Here is a 17,764-nt window from a genome sequence, read left to right as displayed (position 1 = left end):
TCGCGCATCCAGCCGATGCCGGGGCCCTCAGAGCAGCACGTCGCTGACGAATTTGACGCCAGGGAAGGCCAGGGTGAGCAGCAGATAGGCCAGCAGCACCACGCGGGCGCCGACCCGTCCCCGCACCCCCCAGCGCGAACGCGCCAGGATCAGCCCGCCGATGACCAGGAAGGCGAGCGACGACAGCATCGACTTGTGATCGGGCTGCAAGATCGCCCCGGTTTCCAGGTATTCGACGGCCATGCCGGTCAACAGCCCGGCGCCGAGAACCCATTCGCTGGTATAGAGCAAGATCCACGACAGGCGATCGGCCTCGGCCGCCGCCGGCAGCCGTCTGGTCAGGCTGGTCGGGCGCCGCGCCTTGAGGGCGCGTTCCTGCAGGAAGCCGGCCAGGGCCGCCACCGCCCCCAGGGTCAGCATGCCATAGGTGAGCACGGCGATGACGATATGGAGCACCGTCCAGAAGGCCGGGGCATGGTCGGCCAGCGGCGCCCCCTCGGCCCCCTCCCATATCGTCGCCATGGCGCCAAGCGCGATCAGATAGGGCATGAGAACGGGGGTCAGCCGCCAAGCCGCCTGGTGGCGGAAGCATAGTTCGGAAAACAGCAGCAAGGTGGCGGCGATGCTGACCCACAGGGCGCTGGAGAAACTGGTGCTCCACATCCCCTGGCGCAGCGAGGGCACGATGCTGACCACCAGGGCGCCGATGATGGCGACCCCCAGCGTGCCCCAGAATAGACCATCGCGCCCCGGCGTTTGACGGAGCGGGGTGAAGGCCGCCGGCAGCAAGGCCAGGAAAGCGGCGATATGAAGCGATAATGACCCGGACATGGGAAGGACTATACAGCCCGATGCGCCCGGAAAACAATCGCCCGCCACGTTCGGCCCTGCTAGGGTTGGGGCCATTTTCGCGTTTATTCCCCTCCTTTAGGTAGTCAAGGAACCCATCCATGGCGAAAGTCGCGGCGCTGATCGTGGCCGCCGGGCGCGGAAAGCGCTTTGGCGGCGACCTGCCCAAGCAGTATCAAACCCTTGGCGGGCGACCGATCCTCCGCCACACCCTGGCCCGTTTCGCCGCCCACCCCGATGTCGCCCTGGTCCGCGCCATCATCCATCCCGAGGATCGCGACCTCTATGGCGCCGCCGCCCATGGCCTCGCCACCCTGCTCGACGCGGTCGAGGGCGGGGCCGAGCGCCAGGATTCGGTGCGCCTCGGGCTGGAAAGCCTGACCGATGTCGCCCCCGATTACGTGCTGATCCACGATGGCGCCCGGCCGCTGGTCGATGGCGCGCTGATCGACCGGGTGATCGCCGCCCTGGCCGATCACCCCGGCGCCATTCCCGCCCTGGCCGTGGCCGACACCCTGAAGCGCGGGGCCGGCGGCATGATCGGCCAAACCGTCGATCGCGCCGGTCTGTGGCGGGCGCAGACCCCCCAGGGCTTCCGCTACGACGCCATCCTCGCCGCCCACCGGGCCCAGGCCGGCACCATGCTCACCGATGACGCCGCCGTTCTCGAAGCCGCCGGCGGCGCCGTCGCCCTGGTCGACGGCGCCGAGGACAACGCCAAGATCACGACCTTCGCCGATCTGGAGCGGGCCGAACGGCTGTTTCGCGGCGAGGGCGAGCAGCGGATCGGCTCGGGCTTCGATGTCCATCGCCTGGGGCCGGGGGATTTCGTTACCCTCAACGGCATCCGCATTCCCCATAGCCATGGGTTGGTTGGCCATTCCGATGCGGACGCGCCGATGCACGCCCTGACCGACGCCCTGCTCGGCTGCCTGAACGCCGGCGACATCGGCCGGCATTTCCCACCCTCGGACATGCGCTGGAAGGGGGCGGATTCGGCGATTTTCCTGCGCCATGCGGCGGCGCTGATCACCGCCCTGGGCGGGCGCATCCTCAATGTCGATATCACGATCTTGTGCGAGCAGCCCAAGATCGGCCCGCACCGCGCCCGCATGTCGGCGCGGCTGGCCGAAATCCTCGAAATCTCGGCGACCCGCGTCGCCGTCAAGGCCACCACCACCGAGGAACTGGGCTTCACCGGCCGTGGCGAAGGCATCGCCGCCCAGGCCACGGCGCTGATCACCCTGCCCTTCTAAAAACAAACCTCCAGCCGGCCCGCGTCACCCGGGCCGGCTGTTCGCGGTGATCCAGTCGAGAAACCCGCCATCGCCGGCTTGCACCGGCAAGGCGACGATGCAGGGTAGCTCATAGGGATACAGGGCGCGCACCCGGGCGATCAGCGCCGCGACCCGGTCATCGGCGGTTTTCGCCAGAAAGGCGACTTCGGCGTCGTCATGAAACGCCCCCTGCCAGTGATAAAGACTGCGGATCGGCCCCAGGATATTGACGCAGGCGGCCAGATGCTCTTCGACCAGAACCCGGCCGATGCGCAGGGCCTCGTCATCGCTGGGCGCCGTCATATAGATCAGGGATTGGGGCATGGGGGCTTCCTCGCGCTCTTCGTCCTTTCCCGGGAGAAAAACCATTTTTCCAGGGAACCCTTCGCAAGGCCCGACTTTGGGGGAACACGATGACGGGGGCAAGCATGGCGGGCGCGGCGACTTCGAAGCGAAAGACGGCCAAACAACCCGGCCTTGGCCGACCAAGCGCCCCGCAGCGGCGCTGGCTGGAACGCGGGTTGACCCAGGCGGGGGGAAAATTGCCGCTGTTTGACGATCAGGGGCGGCGAGTTGACGGCCGCATCATCCGCATCTGCCTGGAGCGCGGATGGGTCGAGCCGTGGTTTGCCAATCCGTTGAAGCCGAATTGGCTGGTCTGCAAATTGACCGACGCCGGACGCGCCGCCCTCGCCCGCTCCGGCAAAGCCGCCGTCACGCCAAGGACCGCCTGACCTCCGGCCTTGCGGGGGTGGCGGAGCCGCGGCGCCAGACGTCGAAGATCAGCCGGGCGGCCTGAAGAGCGCCGCTTGGCGCCACCGGCGCCGGCCGGGGCAAAGCCGTCAGGCGGTCAAGGCCCGCGGCGATACGGCCGGCGGCCAGATCATCGGCCGCCACCTCGGCGCAGCGGCCGGCTTGCGCCAGCCAGTCGATCAGATGGGGGGCCTCGGGCCAATCGGGGCGATCGACATACAGGAAGGGCGTTCCGGCGCAGGCGCAATCGGCGACCATGCCATAACCGGGCTTGCCGATCACCGCGTCGACCGAGGCCAGTTGGTCACGAAACGGTTGGGCAAGCGCCCGGCCATCGATCAGCGCCGGGTGGCCCGGAGGAACCGCGCCATAAACGATCACCCGCCAGCCCCCAAGATCGGCCGGCCAGGCCGCCAGATCCAATGCGCCGCTCATCCCGCCGAAATTCAACAAAGCCAGCCCTGTCGCCTCCGTGATCCCCAGGGCGGCGGCGATCTCCGGGCGCCGCCACCGGCCGGGGCGTGACACCGGGCCGATCACCAGACGGTTGGGCAACTCGCTTTGCGGCATGGCCGGGGTGGGCAGCAGCATGCGCTCCAATCCGCCGTAGGCCTCGGCCATCTCGGCGAAAACCCGGTCCATCCCCGGCCTTTTGGCAAACAGATAGCGGCCGATCCCCAACCAGTTGAGCGGCGAGAGGCCGATCACCGGCACCCCCAGGCGGGTGGCGGCGGCGCAGGCCAGATAGGACAGGCTGGTGACCACCACATCGGGACGGTGCGCGGCCATCACGGCCGCCGCCCGCGCCACCGCCGCCGGCCAGTCGCGGTGCAGGTCCAGCAGGCGGGCGGCACTGGCCTCCAGATCGATTTCACGGGCCGAGCGCATCAGCAGGCCGAAGTCCTCGCTGCGCGGCTCGTGCCGGCAGCCGGACAGAAAGGGAGCGGGATCCTTGGCCGATTCAACGGTCACATCCAGGGTGACGGGCTCCCCGGAGGCGGCGACCAGATCGACAAGCGCGCCAAGCACGCTATCGGCCAGGGAGAAATGCCCATAGCCGTGCGGGGTAATCGCCAGATACAGGCGAAGGGAGGCAGGGGCGATCACGGCCGGCGGGGAAGATCGGCCCGCAGCATCGCCTCGGCCTGACGCAAACTGAGATCGGGCCGCACCACCCGCAGGGCGGTCAGGGCCCGGGATTGCCCCGGCGCGGCGGAAGACGACCTCTGACCCTCGGCCGAAACGCCCATGCGGGCCAGCGCCTTATGAAAAAGATCCGTCACCTGCGGCGCTTCCATGACACCCCTCTCCGTCCCACCTTTTTTTGTTGGGAAAGAGACTAAACCGTAACCCTGAAGAAAGCCTGAATCAGTTTCGCAATCGATAGGATCATCGCCCGCGGCACTCCACCGACAGAGCCCGATGACGGCACAACATAATAAAAAAGCCCTGCCTCGGAAGGCAGGGCTGTCAACCATTCGGACTTGGTATCGTCCTATACAGGTTCGCCACCTTTCGGTGGACTTGAGGCGCACCGCAGCAAGCCACGAGCGCAATCGTCGATTAATATCGGCTTTCAGAAGTGGATCGTCAAGAGATCAAGCCCAAGCGCGCAAAGCATGGCCTTGCGTACTTTCGTCAAGTCATCCGCTGCCAGAATGATCTTAAGATATTTTCGTTTGCTCGTCACCGGGTCGCGGCCAGTGTATGGCAAGCTCAGTCGATTATAGGAAACGGTCGCCAGCATGTCCGCCTTCGCCCATTTGAGAGCGCCCTCATAGGGGTGGGGCGCATCAAAAGGCAAAGCGACTTTGCATTGATAGCGAATTCCCGCACGCGGCGGGCTCGTACTCAACGGCACGACAGTGCACAGACCATCCCGGTAAGGAAGACGGGGCGAGACGACAACGGCAAGGCGTTCTTTGACCATCTCTGGCGCCTTGAAGCCGGTGTTGTAGTCGCAGATCACGATCGTGCCGGGCGTCCGGGGGAATTTAAGGCTCACGGTGCCGGGGCCTTGCGCCGAGGGGCTTTAGCGCGCTTGAACCGTCCAATGGTATCAACGGAACCCCCGGCTTTCTTTGAAAGATCGCGAGTTCCCCTCCCAAGGGTGGCAAGAGCCATTTCAAGCTGAGCAGGAAGCAATCAGATCCTCGATGCGATTTCAGAGGCGAGGTCAAATCCCCGCAAAAATCGTATCGCTGATCTTATTTTCAATCAATTGGTCGTTCTGGGCGCTTCACGACCCGGGAAGCAAATCGCCAGTCATCAGGAACCGTTTCCCGCTTCCCCGCCGGTCCCCAGACGCGGAAACGGCCCCACGAGGGGGCCGTTGGAACCGTTTAGGCTGATGGTGGAATTGGTCGGAGCGACAGGATTCGAACCTGCGACCCCTTGACCCCCAGTCAAGTGCGCTACCAGGCTGCGCCACGCTCCGACCGATTTCCACTCGGAAAACCAAAGGATTAATCTTTGGGTCTCCGGCGGTGGGGGACGGTGCCCGGTTGCCCGGGCCCCGCGAAGAGGCGGCAATATAGCCATGCCTCATCGGCTCTGCAAGAAGAAAACCAAATTATTTCAGCAGACCTTCTGTCGCCCGCCCCGCGGCGCTTTTACAGCTCGGCCTGCTGCAAAATCCGCCGCAGATCCTCCAGTTCGGCCAGCACGGCCAAAAGCTCACGACGCTGGCTCGGGCTCAATCCCGCCACCACCACCACCGGAGCGACCGGCTCGGCGGCCTGCGCAAGCGGTGGCACGGACGGAGCCTCTTCGCCCCCCTCGTCGGCCGGATCGTCGAGCTCGCCAAGGGAATCGTCCTCATCGTCGCCGTCCAGCAGGTCGCCGTCGGCCTCGAGCGGGTCGGGATAGGGGGAGCGATCCTCATCGCCCTCGCCCTCCGCCGCGTCGTCGAAGGGGGCGTCGTGCCCGGCGAGGGCCTCCTCGGGTTCGGACGCATCCGGCCTGTCCGCCTCGTCGTCCTCCGCCCCGATCGCGGCGGTGGTCTCGGCACCGATGCCCAGGGTTTGCGAGATGACGCTTTTGACGCCGTTTTCGCGCAGCAGCTTCTGCGCCCCCTTGATGGTATAGCCATCATTGTAAAGAAGGTCGCGAATCGCGGCGAGCAGGATGACGTCTTCGGGTCGGTAATAGCGCCGGCCACCGCCCCGTTTCATCGGCCTGATCTGCGAAAACTTGGTTTCCCAGAACCGCAGAACATGCTGAGGAACGCCCAGATCGGCCGAAACCTCGCTGATCGTGCGAAAGGCGGACTCGGACTTGCCGCGGCGCGCCCCATCGCCATCGTCCGCTGGCTCGAGTGTCGGGCTGGGAGGGATCACAACCTGTTATCCGTTGATCTGGCTGCCTACCGCGCCGTCGTTAATGCGCGCCTTAAGCAGTTGCGAGGGGCGGAATACCAGAACCCGCCGGGGCAGGATGGGAACCTCCTCGCCGGTCTTCGGGTTGCGGCCGACGCGCTCGCCCTTTTCGCGCACCGAAAAACTACCGAAACTGGAAATCTTTACCGTGTCGCCCTCAACCAGCGCCTCGGACATTTCGTTTAAAACCATCTCGAGAAGATCGGCCGACTCGTTGCGCGACAGGCCGACTTCCTGATAGACGGCCTCGCTCAACTGGGCACGCGTAATGGTCTTGCCGGACATCTGGCGGTCCCCCTTCCGTGGCGTCACGGCATGGGGCCGGACGTCCTTTCCGACGTAACGGTAAAAGAGGGGGATAAATCCGTCAATATCAAAGCGTTGCCGAGAGGTCCCGAGACTGGGCCTTAAGCGTTGCGCAGGGGGGTGGAAACCATACGGGCCGATGAAAAAACTAAATCCGATCGACCCCGTCGGGTTTTTGGCCTTTTTACAGCCGGACCAGGGCCGAGCCCCAGGTGAAACCGCCGCCCATGGCTTCGAGCAAAATCAACTGACCGGGCTGAATGCGGCCATCGCGCCGGGCCTCGCAAAGCGCCAGCGGCACCGAGGCGGCCGAGGTGTTGGCGTGAAGGGCGATGGTGCTGATCACCTTGGCCGGATCGATGCCCAGCTTCTTGGCGGTGCCATCGAGGATGCGCTGATTGGCCTGATGGGGAACCACCCAGTCGATGGCGTCGGCCTGAAGGCCATTGGCCGCCAGGGCTTCAAGGACGACCTCGTAAAGATTGGTCACCGCATGGCGGAAAACCTCGCGGCCCTGCATCCGCAGATGGCCCACGGTGCCGGTCGACGACGGCCCGCCATCGACATAGAGCAGATCATGGTGGCGGCCATCGGCATGCAGATGGGTCGACAAGATGCCGCGCTCGCCGCCGTCGCCGGTCGAGGGCGTCGCCCGCAAAACCACCGCCCCGGCGCCATCGCCAAACAGCACGCAGGTGGTGCGGTCGGTGAAATCAAGAATGCGCGAGAAGGTTTCGGCGCCGATAACCAGCGCGGTACGCGCCTGACCGGCCTTGATCAGGGCGTCGGCGACGCTGAGGGCATAGAGAAAACCCGAACAGACCGCCTGGATATCGAAGGCCGGCGCGCCGGGCCGACAGCCCAGTCCGGCCTGAACCCGGGTGGCGGTGGCCGGGAAGGTCTGGTCGGGGGTGGCGGTCGCCAGAACGATCAGATCGACCTCGGCGGCGTCGACCCCGGCATCGGCCAGGGCGGCCCTAGCGGCGGCCATCGCCAGATCAGAGGTCTTTTCCCCCTCGGCGGCGAAGTGGCGCACCAGAATGCCGGTCCTTTCGCGGATCCAAGCATCGGTGGTCTCCACCCGCTCCGCCAAATTGGCGTTGGTCACCTTGTTCGCGGGCAGGTAGGACCCGCATCCCGCGATCACGGAACGCCACATGGGGAAATATCCTTGTCAAACAGCCTTTTGATATCCTGAGGACCCCGTCCGGTCGGCCGCTATCACGCGGCCTTAGCGGGCGGGGGTCGGATCAGACGGCGTGGCTCACACTGACGGTACTGGGCAAAACCTGAACCTTGGCGATCTCGTCCTTGATCGACTCGTTAAAGCCCTGCCTCACCAAATCGATGGCCACCGCCAAAGCATTGGAAAAGCCCAAGGCATCCGTACCGCCGTGGCTTTTGACCGCGACTCCGTCGAGTCCGAGGAACATCGCCCCGTTATAGCGACGGGGATCGGTCCGGGCTTTGACCTTTTGCAAGGCCGACCGCGACAGCAGATACCCCAGGCGGGCCAAAAGCGAGCTGAGGAAGGCGTTGCGCAAGAACTGCGAATACAGCTTGGCCGTGCCTTCGGCGGTCTTCAGCATCACATTGCCGGTAAAGCCATCGGTCACGATGACATCGACCGTGCCCTTGCCCAGGTCATCGCCTTCGACGAAGCCCATGAAGCGGATCGGCAAGGCGCTGTCTTGCAGCCGAGCGCTGGCATCGCGCACCGTATCGGTGCCCTTGCCGGACTCCGAGCCGATGTTCATGATGCCCACGGTCGGCCGATCCAAAGACAATACCGTTCGGGCGAAAACCTCGCCCATGATGGCGAATTCCACCAGATTATTGGCATTGCATTCGGCATTGGCGCCCAGATCAAGCACCACGCTCTCACCCCGCAGGGTAGGCAGCAAGGTGGCGATCGCCGGCCGGTCGATTCCCGGCAGCGTGCGCAAGATCAGTTTGGCCATCGCCATGAAGGCGCCCGTGTTGCCCGCCGACACCACGCCGGCCGCCTCGCCCTTCTTGACCGCCTCGATGGACAGCCAAAGACTGGACTGGCGGCCGCTGCGCACGGCTTGCGAGGGCTTGGCGTCCCCCGATACCGCCGAAGCGGTGTGGCGTATGGTGCATACCGCTGACAGGGCGCTATCGCCCGCGACCAGCGGCCCAATCCGAGCCTCGTCTCCAAACAGCAAAAACCGGACGTCAGGGAAGCGCTTGCGCGCCAACTTCACGCCATCGACCACCATGTCGGGGGCATCGTCCCCGCCCATGGCGTCAACCGATATGACCAGGGAGTTGCTCACCTGCACCATCCCGTTTCAGCCATCGGGAATAATCCGGCGATGATCAGGCGGCTACGTCTTCGGACACGACCTCACGACCATCATAATGGCCGCAGGACGTGCAAACGTGGTGGGGCCGCTTCAGCTCACCACAGTTCGGGCATTCGCCATAAGCCGACGGCTTCAGCGCATGATGGGACCGGCGCATGTCGCGGCGGGACTTGGACGTCTTCTTCTTAGGAACAGCCATGATTCAATGTCTCTTCAATGGGACGGGCCCGGCTCTGCGCCGGGCCCGGGACAGCGTGGTTGTTTAGCGAAAATCCCACGCGCGGGCAAGCCTTGCGGACAGGGCACCCCTACTTTTTCTTCAGGGCCCCCAAGGCGGCGAAGGGAGTGGCTCCCCGCACCTCGTGCGTTTCCGCCGGTTCGGCCACATCCGGGGGCGGCTGAAAGCGGGCGTCGGGGGCGCGGGGAAAGGGGTCGATCCCCAAAGCCAGATGCTCGGCGATCACCGCGCCCAGGTCGATCCGCCCGCCGATGATCGGCTCGGGCGGGTCGTCGGCCTCGATATCAAGCTCGATCTCCTTGCCGCCGGGCTCGACCTCGGCCTCGCCGGGACCGAAGGTCAGGGCGAAGGGTTCTTTGACCGTGATGGCGAGCGGAGCCAGGGTGACCACGCAAGACTGGCGCAGATCGGCCTCGAGATGACCTTCGACGCGGACGATCGGCCCGCCGGCCAAGGGGCGCAGCCGCACCTCGGCGCGCAGCGAGGCCACCTCGAGCACCTCGAGGCGGTCGGCAAGGGCGGTGCGCTCCTCGGGACTGGCCTCGACAACAAGGACGCGGCCATTGGGCGGCAGGTTCAGCACATCGACCGGCCGGGAAAAATCGGGGTCGAAGACCGCCTCGGGGCTGGTGGCGGACGGGGCAGTGGTCATGTCAGGCCTCCTTCGGGGGCGATGCGAAAGCCGGGGCGACGGCCGGGTCGGGATCGGCCGAGACGACCGGGCCAAAGGCCAATCCGCCGGCGAACAAACGGTCCTCGGAGATCTTGGACAGGGACAGGGCCTCGCGGCGCATATAGGCCGCCAATCCCGCGACCTGAGCCGGATCGGCCTCCACCGTGCGATAAACCGTTTCGCGCAGGCTGGTTTCCAGCGACCCGTCGCGCAATCCCGCTTCGTAAGCCATGGCCCGGCCATAGAAGGCCCGGGCCATTTTCTTGATTTCCTTGCCCAGCTTATAATCGGAAACCCCCATCTCGCGAAGGTTCCGATCCATGTCCTTAAACATGAGGTCGAAAACCTCCTGCGCAAGGCGGGCGCCGGGCGACTTGCGATCGGTGGGCGCCCCCGGGCTGACCAGCGACAACCGCCGCAGCAGCAGCGCGACATGAATGATGATCATGTCATAGCGGCCATCCAGGGTGTCGGGAACGCCCAGGCGCTCATAGAAGGCCCCATCGCGCGCCTTGGCGACAAGCAGGCCATAAAGCGCATGAGCGGCATCTTCATAGCGTCGGCGACGCTGAAAGAACGGCAAGGGCATGGATCGGGTGACCTTCGGCGACGAATAATGGGCGCGGGCTTGCCCCTGGCCCTTTGGCGTTTGGGGGATTTGCCCGAAAGCGGCAAAGATGGCCCGGTCGGCGGCGCTTGGCAACACCGGAGGCGGTCGGCGGTGAAAGAGCCGGCCGGCGATCCCTTCCGTTCCTCGGCCTCAGGCTGTAGGATGCGCCCGGCCGTCCCGCCCGCGCGGGGCGGTCCGTCACCAATCGGGCGCCAAGGAGAGGCCGTTCATGCAGACATTCGTTCCCGTCATACGGCGAAGCACCAGGCTGACGGGCGCCTTGTTGGGGACTCTTCTGCTCTGCGCCGGATGTTCCAACGATATCAATCCCCACGGCAATTTGCCGACCACCGAGGCTTTGGGGCAGATTCAGGAAGGGGTGCATACGCGCACCGATATCCAGGCCCTGCTCGGCACCCCCTCGGCCACCTCGATGTTTGGCGGCGAGACGTGGTTTTATATCAGCAATGAAACCACCCAGGTCGCCTTCTTCAAGCCCAAGGAATTGGAACGGACCATCATCGCCGTGCATTTCGACGACAACGGCCGGGTCAAGGGCATAGACCATCTGTCCAAGGACGACGGCCAGCAGGTGGATATCGTCGGCCGCGAAACGCCAACGCGGGGCAACGACTCCTCCATCGTTCAGGAATTGTTTGGCAATATCGGCCGCTTCGCTCCCAAGACGGTGGACTGACCCCCTTTTTGGCCGCCGGCGGCCTTTGGGAGGTCGCCGATGCGGGCAGGGTACGCGGTTTTGCTGGGGGTCTTGGCGCTGATCGGCACGGTGGTTCCCCTCCATCAGTCGTGGATCCGGCTGCCGCCGAATATTCTGCCCTGGGCGCCGATCACCCTCGATGCGCCGCCGGGCCCCCTCGCCCGCTTTCACATCAACGCCCTCACCACCGATGGGCCGGCCTGCCTTAACGCCCTTGATCGCTCGGACCTGTCCTATCGCCGGCTGGCCGAGCGGCCGCTCAACGCCGGCTGCGGACTGGAAACCGGGGTCCGCCCCCTGCGCTCCCAGGTCACCTATAACGGCTCGTTCCAGGCGACCTGCGCCCTGATGGCCGCCCAATATTGGTACGAGGGCGTCTTGCGCACCCTGGCCCTGCGCCATTTCGCCAGCCCGCTGGTCCGCATCGACCATCTGGGCACCTATGCCTGCCGCAATATCAACAGCCGGCCCGAGGGCCGCCGCAGCCAGCATGCCACCGCCAATGCCATCGACATCGCCGCCTTCCATCTGGAGAACGGCGAAAGCATCGTGATCCGCCGCGATTGGGGCAAGCCAACCGCCAAGGGACTGTTCCTTGCCGAGGCCCGCGATGCCGCCTGCGGCTTGTTCAACGCCGTCCTCGGCCCCGCCTATAACGCCGCCCACGCCGATCACTTCCACCTTGATCTCGGCCGCTTCCGCGTATGCCGCTAGAGCGGTATGCGTGAAGCCCAGCTCCGTCGCAATCCGGTTCGGAATGCCCGGTCCTCTCCGGGGACAGGCTCAGCGCACGGTGGCCCGGCTGTCGCGCAGACCGATCACCCCCTTGCCCGGACGGTCGACGGTGACGATCGCCGTATAAACTCCCTTGGCCCATTCGCCCGAGGCCAGACGCTTGCCGGCGTAACCGAACCACTGCACCCAGCCCTTTTCATCGAAAACCCGGTCCGATCGGGCGAAGGGTCGGCCGTCGGGGCCGATGATCTCCAGGCGCAGGCGATCGTTCTTGGCCACGCCGATGATATCGGCATAGGCGACCAGCATCGGCGCCTTGGCGGCGATGGTCTGGCCATAGCCGCCGGCCCGCACCCGCAGGCGATCGGGCTCTTCGCCGGCGAAGCCGACATTGTAAAGAACGATCGGCTGATAGTGCAAAGCCGCCATCGCCACCGGCGACCACAGCGGCAGGGCGCCGCCCTTGCACCCCTGGGCGGCCGACCGGCCCTTGAAGGGATCGAAAACGGTGGTGCCGCGGCGCACCGTCATATGGAGATGGGGGTGTTCCGTATTCCCCGATAGGCCCACCGCCCCCAGGCGTTGGCCGACCGGGATCTTTTGTCCCGCCTTCACGGCGATGGAGCCTTTGCGCAGATGGCAGTATTGGGTCGTCCAGCCATCGCCATGATCAAGAACCACGCCATTGCCGCATTCCCGCCCTTCGACGGACGCCGCCTCGGGAAGCCGGCGGTTGATATCGGCCATGCCGTCGCGGATGCGCAAGACGGTTCCAGCCGCGGCGGCGAGCACGGCGACATCGGTCTGCTCGGTCATCGTGCCGATGCCGAAATCGGTGCCGTCGTGGCCGTTATAGGTCACGATGCCGCAGGCCTGATCGCGGGCCTCGGGGCCGGGATCGGTATCGACATAACTGGTGATCCAGCAGGTCCGCCCGGGGCTGCAGTCGATGGGCAGCCCAAGCCGGGGCGGTCCGTCGGCCAGGGCGGACCAAGGCCAGCCCACGACGATCAACGCCCCGGCCAAGACCGCCCAAACCCCCATCGCCAGCCGATGCCGGGACGCGCCGCGCCCGCCCTTGTAACGCTCCGCCATCCGATCCCCCTTACGACAGACCGGCGCGGCCGCGCAAGCGGTCGGGCGAGCCGCGCAACAGCCCGAGATTGGGTAACGGCTGGAACGACTTGAGATCGGCCGAGGGACGGCCGAACAGATAGCCTTGAACGAAATCGCAGCCGCAACTGCGCACGAAATCAAGACTTTCCTTGGTGTCGATCATTTCGGCGATGGTCGTCACCCCCAGGCGCCGACATAATTCGGTCAGGGCGCTGAGAAAGGCCAGTCCCTTGGGGCCGCGCATGGCGTTGCGAACGGCGCTGCCGTCGATCTTGACCACATCGACCTCAAGGGCGCTCAGATACTGGAAACTGGCCGCTCCGGCGCCGAAATCATCCAGACAGACCTGATAGCCGCTGTCGCGCAGGCTGCCGATAAAGCTGTTAGCGGAATCGAGATCGGTCATCTTCGAGGATTCGGTGATCTCGAACAGCATCTTGCCCTTGGTCCACGGCTCGGCGCGCAGCAGATCGAGCAACCCCTTCACATAGCTGTCCACGCCGATGGAAAACCCCGAGATATTGACCGCCACCCGATAGGCGTCGGAATTGCGCGGCTTGCCCGACAGCCAGCCCAGCACCTTTTCGGCCATCGCCAGATCGAAATCGTGGATCAGGCCGGTTTCCTCGGCGAAGGTAATAGCGCGATAGGGCGACAGATCGGGGCGGCTGGAGTCGAAGCGGCACAGCGCCTCGTAATGGTGGATATCGCCCGTCGATAGGCTGACGATCGGTTGAAGGACAATATCGAAGCTGCGGTTGGCGACCACCCGGCGAAACAGCGCGACCTCGTTGATCCCCTGGTGGACCAGTTGGGGGATGCTCGTTGACAGCATGCGCAGGCTGATCGCCGCGCCGTCGGCGCGCTGGCACTGATTGATGGCGTAGATCAAGCCCTTGGCCAGATCGCCTTCGTCGATCTGGTCGATCCCCTCAAGATCGATGGCCGAGGTTTCAACCCGCCCCTCCTCGCCGTCGGGATCATGCTGGCGGACGATTTCAGACAGATCGTGGCGCAGGGCCTCGAGATCGGCGGCGCCATCGTGAACCAGCCCATAGCGTCCCTGGGCGATTTCGGTGGCGCTGTTGTCATCGAAGGCGCAGGCCCGCAAACTCGCCCCCACCGAACGCAAAAGGCCAAGGGCGCCCGGAGAGGGCAGACGGTCACACAGCCCGCCCAGGCCGGGCAGATCGATGACGGTGACGCCAAAATCCTGCCCCGTCTCCTGGCTCTGCTTGATCTTGCCGCTGGCAAGCTCGCTGAAGGCCTGGGGGGGAAGCAGCCCCGATTGCGGGTCGCGGGGGATCCCGTCCCGCGCGCCATACCCACGGTGAGAGGTGAGGCGCAAGGCGATGAAGCTTTGTTGATCAAGGGTGTAGCCGGCGAAGTCCATGGAGAGCGGCGCCCCCCGGGGACGGTAAAGGCGGACCACCTCGCCGGAGGCCCGCCCTTTGCGCCGCACCAACTTCAGACACTGGCCCATCAGCACCCGGTCCTCGGGCACCATCAGGGTCGCGACCTCCTCGCCGCGCAGGTCGTCTTGCCGGCGATCGATGAACGCCTCGAAAGGACCGGCGGCAAAAACGATGCGATCGCGGCTGTCGATCTGCATAATGAGATCGGCCCAACAAAACGCCAGGGCGGCATAGCGGTCGCGCTCGTTCCGTGGCTCCCAGATCCGTTTCCAGTTGTCTGCCGGTTCAACCGCACGACGCCGCCCGCCCCCCGCTGATACCGTCGCTCACACCGCGTGACCAGAGAGAGGGTTATCCTTCCGCTCGCACCTGCCGGCGCAGAACGAACTTCTGGATCTTACCCGTCGATGTTTTTGGCAGCGGCCCCACCTCAACATCCCGAGGGCATTTATAATGTGCCAGATGGAGCCGACAAAAGGCCACAAGTTCATCCTCTGTTACCGTAGCGCCGTCGCGTAACTCCACATAAGCTTTAGGGGTTTCTCCCCATTTCTCATCGGGTTTGGCGACAACGGCGGCGGCGACAACGTCAGGGTGACGATGGAGCACGCCCTCGACCTCGATCGACGAGATATTCTCGCCCCCCGAGATGATGATGTCCTTGGAGCGATCCTTGAGCTGAAGATAGCCATCGGGATGAAGAACCCCAAGATCCCCGGTGTGGAACCAGCCGCCGCGAAAGGCCTCGGCGGTGGCCTCGGGATTCTTCAGATAGCCTTTCATGGTGATATTGCCGCGGAAAAACACCTCGCCCATGCTTTCGCCGTCGGCGGGAACCGCCTCCATGGTTTCCGGATCGCCGACCATCAAGCCTTCCTGAACCAGATAGCGCACTCCTTGGCGCGATTTCAGCCGCGCCTGTTCGTCCATCGGCAGGTCGTTCCACGGTTCCTTCCAGGCGCAAACGGTGGCCGGGCCATAGGTTTCCGTCAGACCGTACACATGGGTCACGCAGAAGCCCTCGCGCTGCATTTTTTCCAGGACCGAGGCCGGCGGCGGGGCGGCGGCGGTCATCACGTTGACCTGATGATCAAAGGACCGCCGTTCTTCGGGGCGGGCGTTGATCAGAAAGCTCAGCACGATCGGCGCGCCGCAGAAGTGGCTGACCTTTTCCTCGGCGATGGCCTGGAAGATGCCCGCCGCCGTCACCCGGCGCAGGCAGACGTTGGTTCCCGCATTGGCCGCCATCGTCCAGGGGAAACACCAACCGTTGCAGTGGAACATCGGCAAGGTCCACAGATAAACGGCATGGTGGGGCATCCCCCAGGTGATGATGTTCGAAAGCGCGTTCAAATAGGCGCCGCGGTGGTGGTAAACCACGCCCTTGGGATTGCCGGTGGTTCCCGAGGTATAGTTGAGCGTGATCGATTCCCATTCGTCGGCCGGCCAGCGCCAATCGGCGGTTGGATCGCCCTCGGCCAGAAAGGCCTCGTACTCCATCTCGCCGACGCAAGCGCCGGGGCCGTCGTATTCGGGATCGACGATGTCGATCACCGTGATCGGCCGATCGATGCGGGCGAGGGCGTCGGCGATGATCGGCGAAAACTCGGTATCGGTCAGCAGAACGCGCGCCTCGCCATGCTCCAGGATAAAGGCGATCTCCTCGGCGTTGAGGCGAACGTTAAGGGCGTTGAGCACCGCCCCGGCCATCGGCACGCCGAAATGGGCCTCGTAAAGCTCGGGGGTATTGGCGCCCATCACCGCCACCGTATCCTCGGGGCCGATGCCGCGCGCCCGCAGGGCCGAAGCCAGCCGGCGGGCGCGCTGGGCCGTTTCGGCCCAGGTATAGCGGCGTTTGCCGTGGACAAGGGAAGGACGGTCTGGGAAAACCTGCGCCGCCCTGTCAAGGAAGGCCAGCGGCGTCAGGGGAACATGGTTGGCGGGTGTGCGATCAAGTCCGGTGCTGTAGGGAGACGGCATCTGGGCTGGGACCTTTCCTGCCTGTTGGACGGGCCTCCGCCTTGTTCTCGCCGGCATGGTTCGGCGGCGACGGTTTTCCCGAGCGATAAAGAGTCGTATACCGCCGGCGTCGGGCAATCAACGGTGGCGCGCAAGTCTTGATAGCGCCGCCCACCCCCCACGCCTTTCGCCTTCTGGCATCCGGGAGTTCCTGGCCGATGGCCCTGCGCCTTTCGCTGCTTTATGCGGCCCTTTTCGCCATCGTCGGCGTCACCTTGCCCTTTTGGCCGCTGTGGCTGGCCGATCGCGGGCTGGCCCCCACCGAGATCGCCATCGTCGCCGGAGCGGCGATCTGGTCGAAGATCCTGGTCAACCCCCTCGCCGGCAGCCTGGCCGACGCCTTGGGACGGCGGCGCGCCGTCATGCTCGGGCTGGCTGCGGCCAGTCTGGCGCTCTATGGCGCCCTCGCCCTGGTCCAGGGGTTCTGGCCGATCCTGATCCTGGCCGTCGCCGCCTCCAGCCTGTTCACCGCCCTGATGCCGCTGACCGAAACCGTCACCCTGGCCGCCCTGCGCTTCGGCGGGCTGGATTACGGCCGGGTGCGGCTGTGGGGATCGGTCAGCTTCATCGCCCTGGCCATGGGGTTGGGCCCGGTGATCGCCGCCTTTGGCGCCGGGGTGATTTCCTGGACGATCGTCGCCTTGCTCGGCGTCGTCCTCGCCGTGCTGCCGGGCATGCCCGATCCGCCGGAAGGGCGGCGCGGCGCGACCGGCGGGGCGCGCTTGGGCGGGGGGCGCTTGCCAAGGGATGGCGGCATGCTCGGGCTGCTGACCAATGGCCGCTTCGTGCTGTTCCTGATCTCCGACGGCCTGATCCAGGCCGGCCACGCCACCTATTACGCCCTGGGCAGCGTGCATTGGCACAAGGCCGGCCTGGGCGAAACCCAGGTCGGGCTGCTGTGGGCCGAAGGGGTGGTCGCCGAGGTTTTGCTGTTCGCCTTTGGCGCGCCGCTGGTCCGGCTTTGCGGGCCCTTCGGCCTGCTGGGTCTGGCGGCGGCGGCCGGGGTGGCGCGCTGGTCGATCACCGCCTGGACCACCGATCCGGCGATCCTGGCGCTGATCCAGCCCCTGCACGGCCTGACCTTCGCCGCCGCCCATCTCGGTTCCATGCACCACATCACCCGCAGCATCCCCACCGACCGGGCGGCGCGGGCACAAGCGCTGTATTCGGCGGTCTGCGCCGGGATGATCATGGGGGCGGCGATGACCCTGGCCGGTCCCGCCTATGCGGCGCTGGGAGGGCGGGCCTTCCTGGTCGATGCCTTATGGTGCGCCCTGGGGGGACTGGGGATCGGACTGCTGGCGCTGATCGCTCGCCGTGACGGGGCGACCCGCCGGCGGGCGTAACC

At 65.5% G+C, this 17,764-nt stretch carries 20 protein-coding genes and 1 tRNA gene; 5 read left to right on the top strand and 16 right to left on the bottom strand.

The features are described from left to right. Positions 1-27: 27 nt before the first annotated feature. On the bottom strand, positions 28-831 hold the full coding sequence (locus tag RRU_RS08695) for a cytochrome C assembly family protein (RefSeq protein ID WP_014626222.1): 804 nt from the start codon (positions 829-831) through the stop codon (positions 28-30). 119 nt (positions 832-950) lie between these two features. Between RRU_RS08695 and RRU_RS08690 the strand changes: the two genes are divergently transcribed. Continuing rightward, positions 951-2,105 carry a bifunctional 2-C-methyl-D-erythritol 4-phosphate cytidylyltransferase/2-C-methyl-D-erythritol 2,4-cyclodiphosphate synthase gene (locus RRU_RS08690; RefSeq protein WP_011389364.1) on the top strand — a complete coding sequence of 385 codons (1,155 nt, stop codon included), beginning with the start codon at positions 951-953 and terminating at the stop codon, positions 2,103-2,105. Between the two features lie 24 nt (positions 2,106-2,129). Here RRU_RS08690 and cutA read toward each other — a convergent pair whose 3' ends face one another. After that, positions 2,130-2,450 (bottom strand): divalent-cation tolerance protein CutA, encoded by a 321-nt coding sequence (cutA, locus tag RRU_RS08685; RefSeq protein ID WP_376783081.1) that lies wholly within the window; start codon positions 2,448-2,450, stop codon positions 2,130-2,132. A gap of 89 nt (positions 2,451-2,539) precedes the next feature. On the opposite strand from cutA, the gene RRU_RS08680 reads away from it, so the two are divergent. Next, positions 2,540-2,860: a hypothetical protein gene (locus RRU_RS08680; RefSeq protein ID WP_011389362.1), complete on the top strand. Its 321-nt coding sequence runs from the start codon at positions 2,540-2,542 to the stop codon at positions 2,858-2,860. On the opposite strand, the gene RRU_RS08675 is transcribed toward RRU_RS08680, so the two are convergent. The 11 genes from RRU_RS08675 to RRU_RS08625 all read right to left on the bottom strand — a co-directional run bounded on the left by RRU_RS08675 (position 2,841) and on the right by RRU_RS08625 (position 10,392). Beyond that, positions 2,841-3,986 (bottom strand): hypothetical protein, encoded by a 1,146-nt coding sequence (locus RRU_RS08675; protein ID WP_011389361.1) that lies wholly within the window; start codon positions 3,984-3,986, stop codon positions 2,841-2,843. The two genes, RRU_RS08680 and RRU_RS08675, sit on opposite strands and share 20 nt — an antisense overlap. Beyond that, complete coding sequence (locus RRU_RS08670) at positions 3,983-4,162, bottom strand: hypothetical protein (RefSeq protein ID WP_237703856.1); 180 nt, start codon at positions 4,160-4,162, stop codon at positions 3,983-3,985. Before RRU_RS08670 ends, RRU_RS08675 begins: the two co-directional genes overlap by 4 nt. A 293-nt stretch (positions 4,163-4,455) precedes the next feature. Beyond that, the gene (locus RRU_RS08665) at positions 4,456-4,884 is read right to left on the bottom strand and encodes a type II toxin-antitoxin system PemK/MazF family toxin (RefSeq protein ID WP_014626220.1); all 429 of its coding nucleotides are present in this window, start codon (positions 4,882-4,884) and stop codon (positions 4,456-4,458) included. A gap of 355 nt (positions 4,885-5,239) precedes the next feature. Continuing rightward, a tRNA-Pro gene (locus tag RRU_RS08660) sits at positions 5,240-5,316 on the bottom strand. Between the two features lie 175 nt (positions 5,317-5,491). After that, on the bottom strand, positions 5,492-6,217 hold the full coding sequence (locus RRU_RS08655) for a MerR family transcriptional regulator (RefSeq protein WP_011389359.1): 726 nt from the start codon (positions 6,215-6,217) through the stop codon (positions 5,492-5,494). Positions 6,218-6,223: 6 nt separating this feature from the next. After that, positions 6,224-6,541 carry an integration host factor subunit alpha gene (locus RRU_RS08650; RefSeq protein ID WP_011389358.1) on the bottom strand — a complete coding sequence of 106 codons (318 nt, stop codon included), beginning with the start codon at positions 6,539-6,541 and terminating at the stop codon, positions 6,224-6,226. Between the two features lie 205 nt (positions 6,542-6,746). Beyond that, entirely contained in the window at positions 6,747-7,721 is a 975-nt protein-coding gene (locus RRU_RS08645) for a beta-ketoacyl-ACP synthase III (RefSeq protein WP_011389357.1), read from the bottom strand. A gap of 91 nt (positions 7,722-7,812) precedes the next feature. Further along, entirely contained in the window at positions 7,813-8,862 is a 1,050-nt protein-coding gene (plsX, locus tag RRU_RS08640) for a phosphate acyltransferase PlsX (protein WP_011389356.1), read from the bottom strand. Between the two features lie 43 nt (positions 8,863-8,905). Continuing rightward, positions 8,906-9,091 (bottom strand): 50S ribosomal protein L32, encoded by a 186-nt coding sequence (gene rpmF, locus RRU_RS08635; protein WP_011389355.1) that lies wholly within the window; start codon positions 9,089-9,091, stop codon positions 8,906-8,908. Positions 9,092-9,200: 109 nt separating this feature from the next. Further along, a complete protein-coding gene (locus RRU_RS08630) occupies positions 9,201-9,782 on the bottom strand; it encodes a DUF177 domain-containing protein (RefSeq protein ID WP_011389354.1) in 582 nt (193 codons plus the stop codon). A 1-nt stretch (position 9,783) separates the two neighbouring features. Then, on the bottom strand, positions 9,784-10,392 hold the full coding sequence (locus RRU_RS08625; RefSeq protein WP_011389353.1) for a ubiquinol-cytochrome C chaperone family protein: 609 nt from the start codon (positions 10,390-10,392) through the stop codon (positions 9,784-9,786). Positions 10,393-10,642: 250 nt separating this feature from the next. Here RRU_RS08625 and RRU_RS08620 point away from each other — a divergent pair, with 250 nt between their 5' ends. Together RRU_RS08620 and RRU_RS08615 are read left to right on the top strand one after the other, a co-directional pair. Continuing rightward, entirely contained in the window at positions 10,643-11,110 is a 468-nt protein-coding gene (locus RRU_RS08620; RefSeq protein ID WP_011389352.1) for an outer membrane protein assembly factor BamE, read from the top strand. 39 nt (positions 11,111-11,149) lie between these two features. Beyond that, complete coding sequence (locus RRU_RS08615; protein ID WP_011389351.1) at positions 11,150-11,845, top strand: extensin-like domain-containing protein; 696 nt, start codon at positions 11,150-11,152, stop codon at positions 11,843-11,845. 69 nt (positions 11,846-11,914) lie between these two features. On the opposite strand, the gene RRU_RS08610 is transcribed toward RRU_RS08615, so the two are convergent. From RRU_RS08610 to RRU_RS08600, 3 genes are all read right to left on the bottom strand, one after another. Continuing rightward, entirely contained in the window at positions 11,915-12,961 is a 1,047-nt protein-coding gene (locus RRU_RS08610; RefSeq protein ID WP_011389350.1) for a M23 family metallopeptidase, read from the bottom strand. A 10-nt stretch (positions 12,962-12,971) separates the two neighbouring features. Continuing rightward, positions 12,972-14,594, bottom strand: coding sequence for an EAL domain-containing protein (locus RRU_RS08605; protein ID WP_011389349.1), 1,623 nt, complete (start codon positions 14,592-14,594; stop codon positions 12,972-12,974). Positions 14,595-14,748: 154 nt separating this feature from the next. Then, positions 14,749-16,377 (bottom strand): acyl-CoA synthetase, encoded by a 1,629-nt coding sequence (locus RRU_RS08600; RefSeq protein ID WP_011389348.1) that lies wholly within the window; start codon positions 16,375-16,377, stop codon positions 14,749-14,751. A 197-nt stretch (positions 16,378-16,574) separates the two neighbouring features. On the opposite strand from RRU_RS08600, the gene RRU_RS08595 reads away from it, so the two are divergent. Continuing rightward, the gene (locus RRU_RS08595; protein WP_011389347.1) at positions 16,575-17,762 is read left to right on the top strand and encodes an MFS transporter; all 1,188 of its coding nucleotides are present in this window, start codon (positions 16,575-16,577) and stop codon (positions 17,760-17,762) included. The last annotated feature ends 2 nt before the right edge of the window (positions 17,763-17,764 follow it).

Source organism: Rhodospirillum rubrum ATCC 11170, from assembly GCF_000013085.1.
In the GTDB taxonomy this organism is placed as follows: Bacteria; Pseudomonadota; Alphaproteobacteria; order Rhodospirillales; family Rhodospirillaceae; genus Rhodospirillum; species Rhodospirillum rubrum.
Note: the sequence above shows the minus strand (reverse complement) of the source record. Positions and strands in the feature narration are given on the sequence as shown.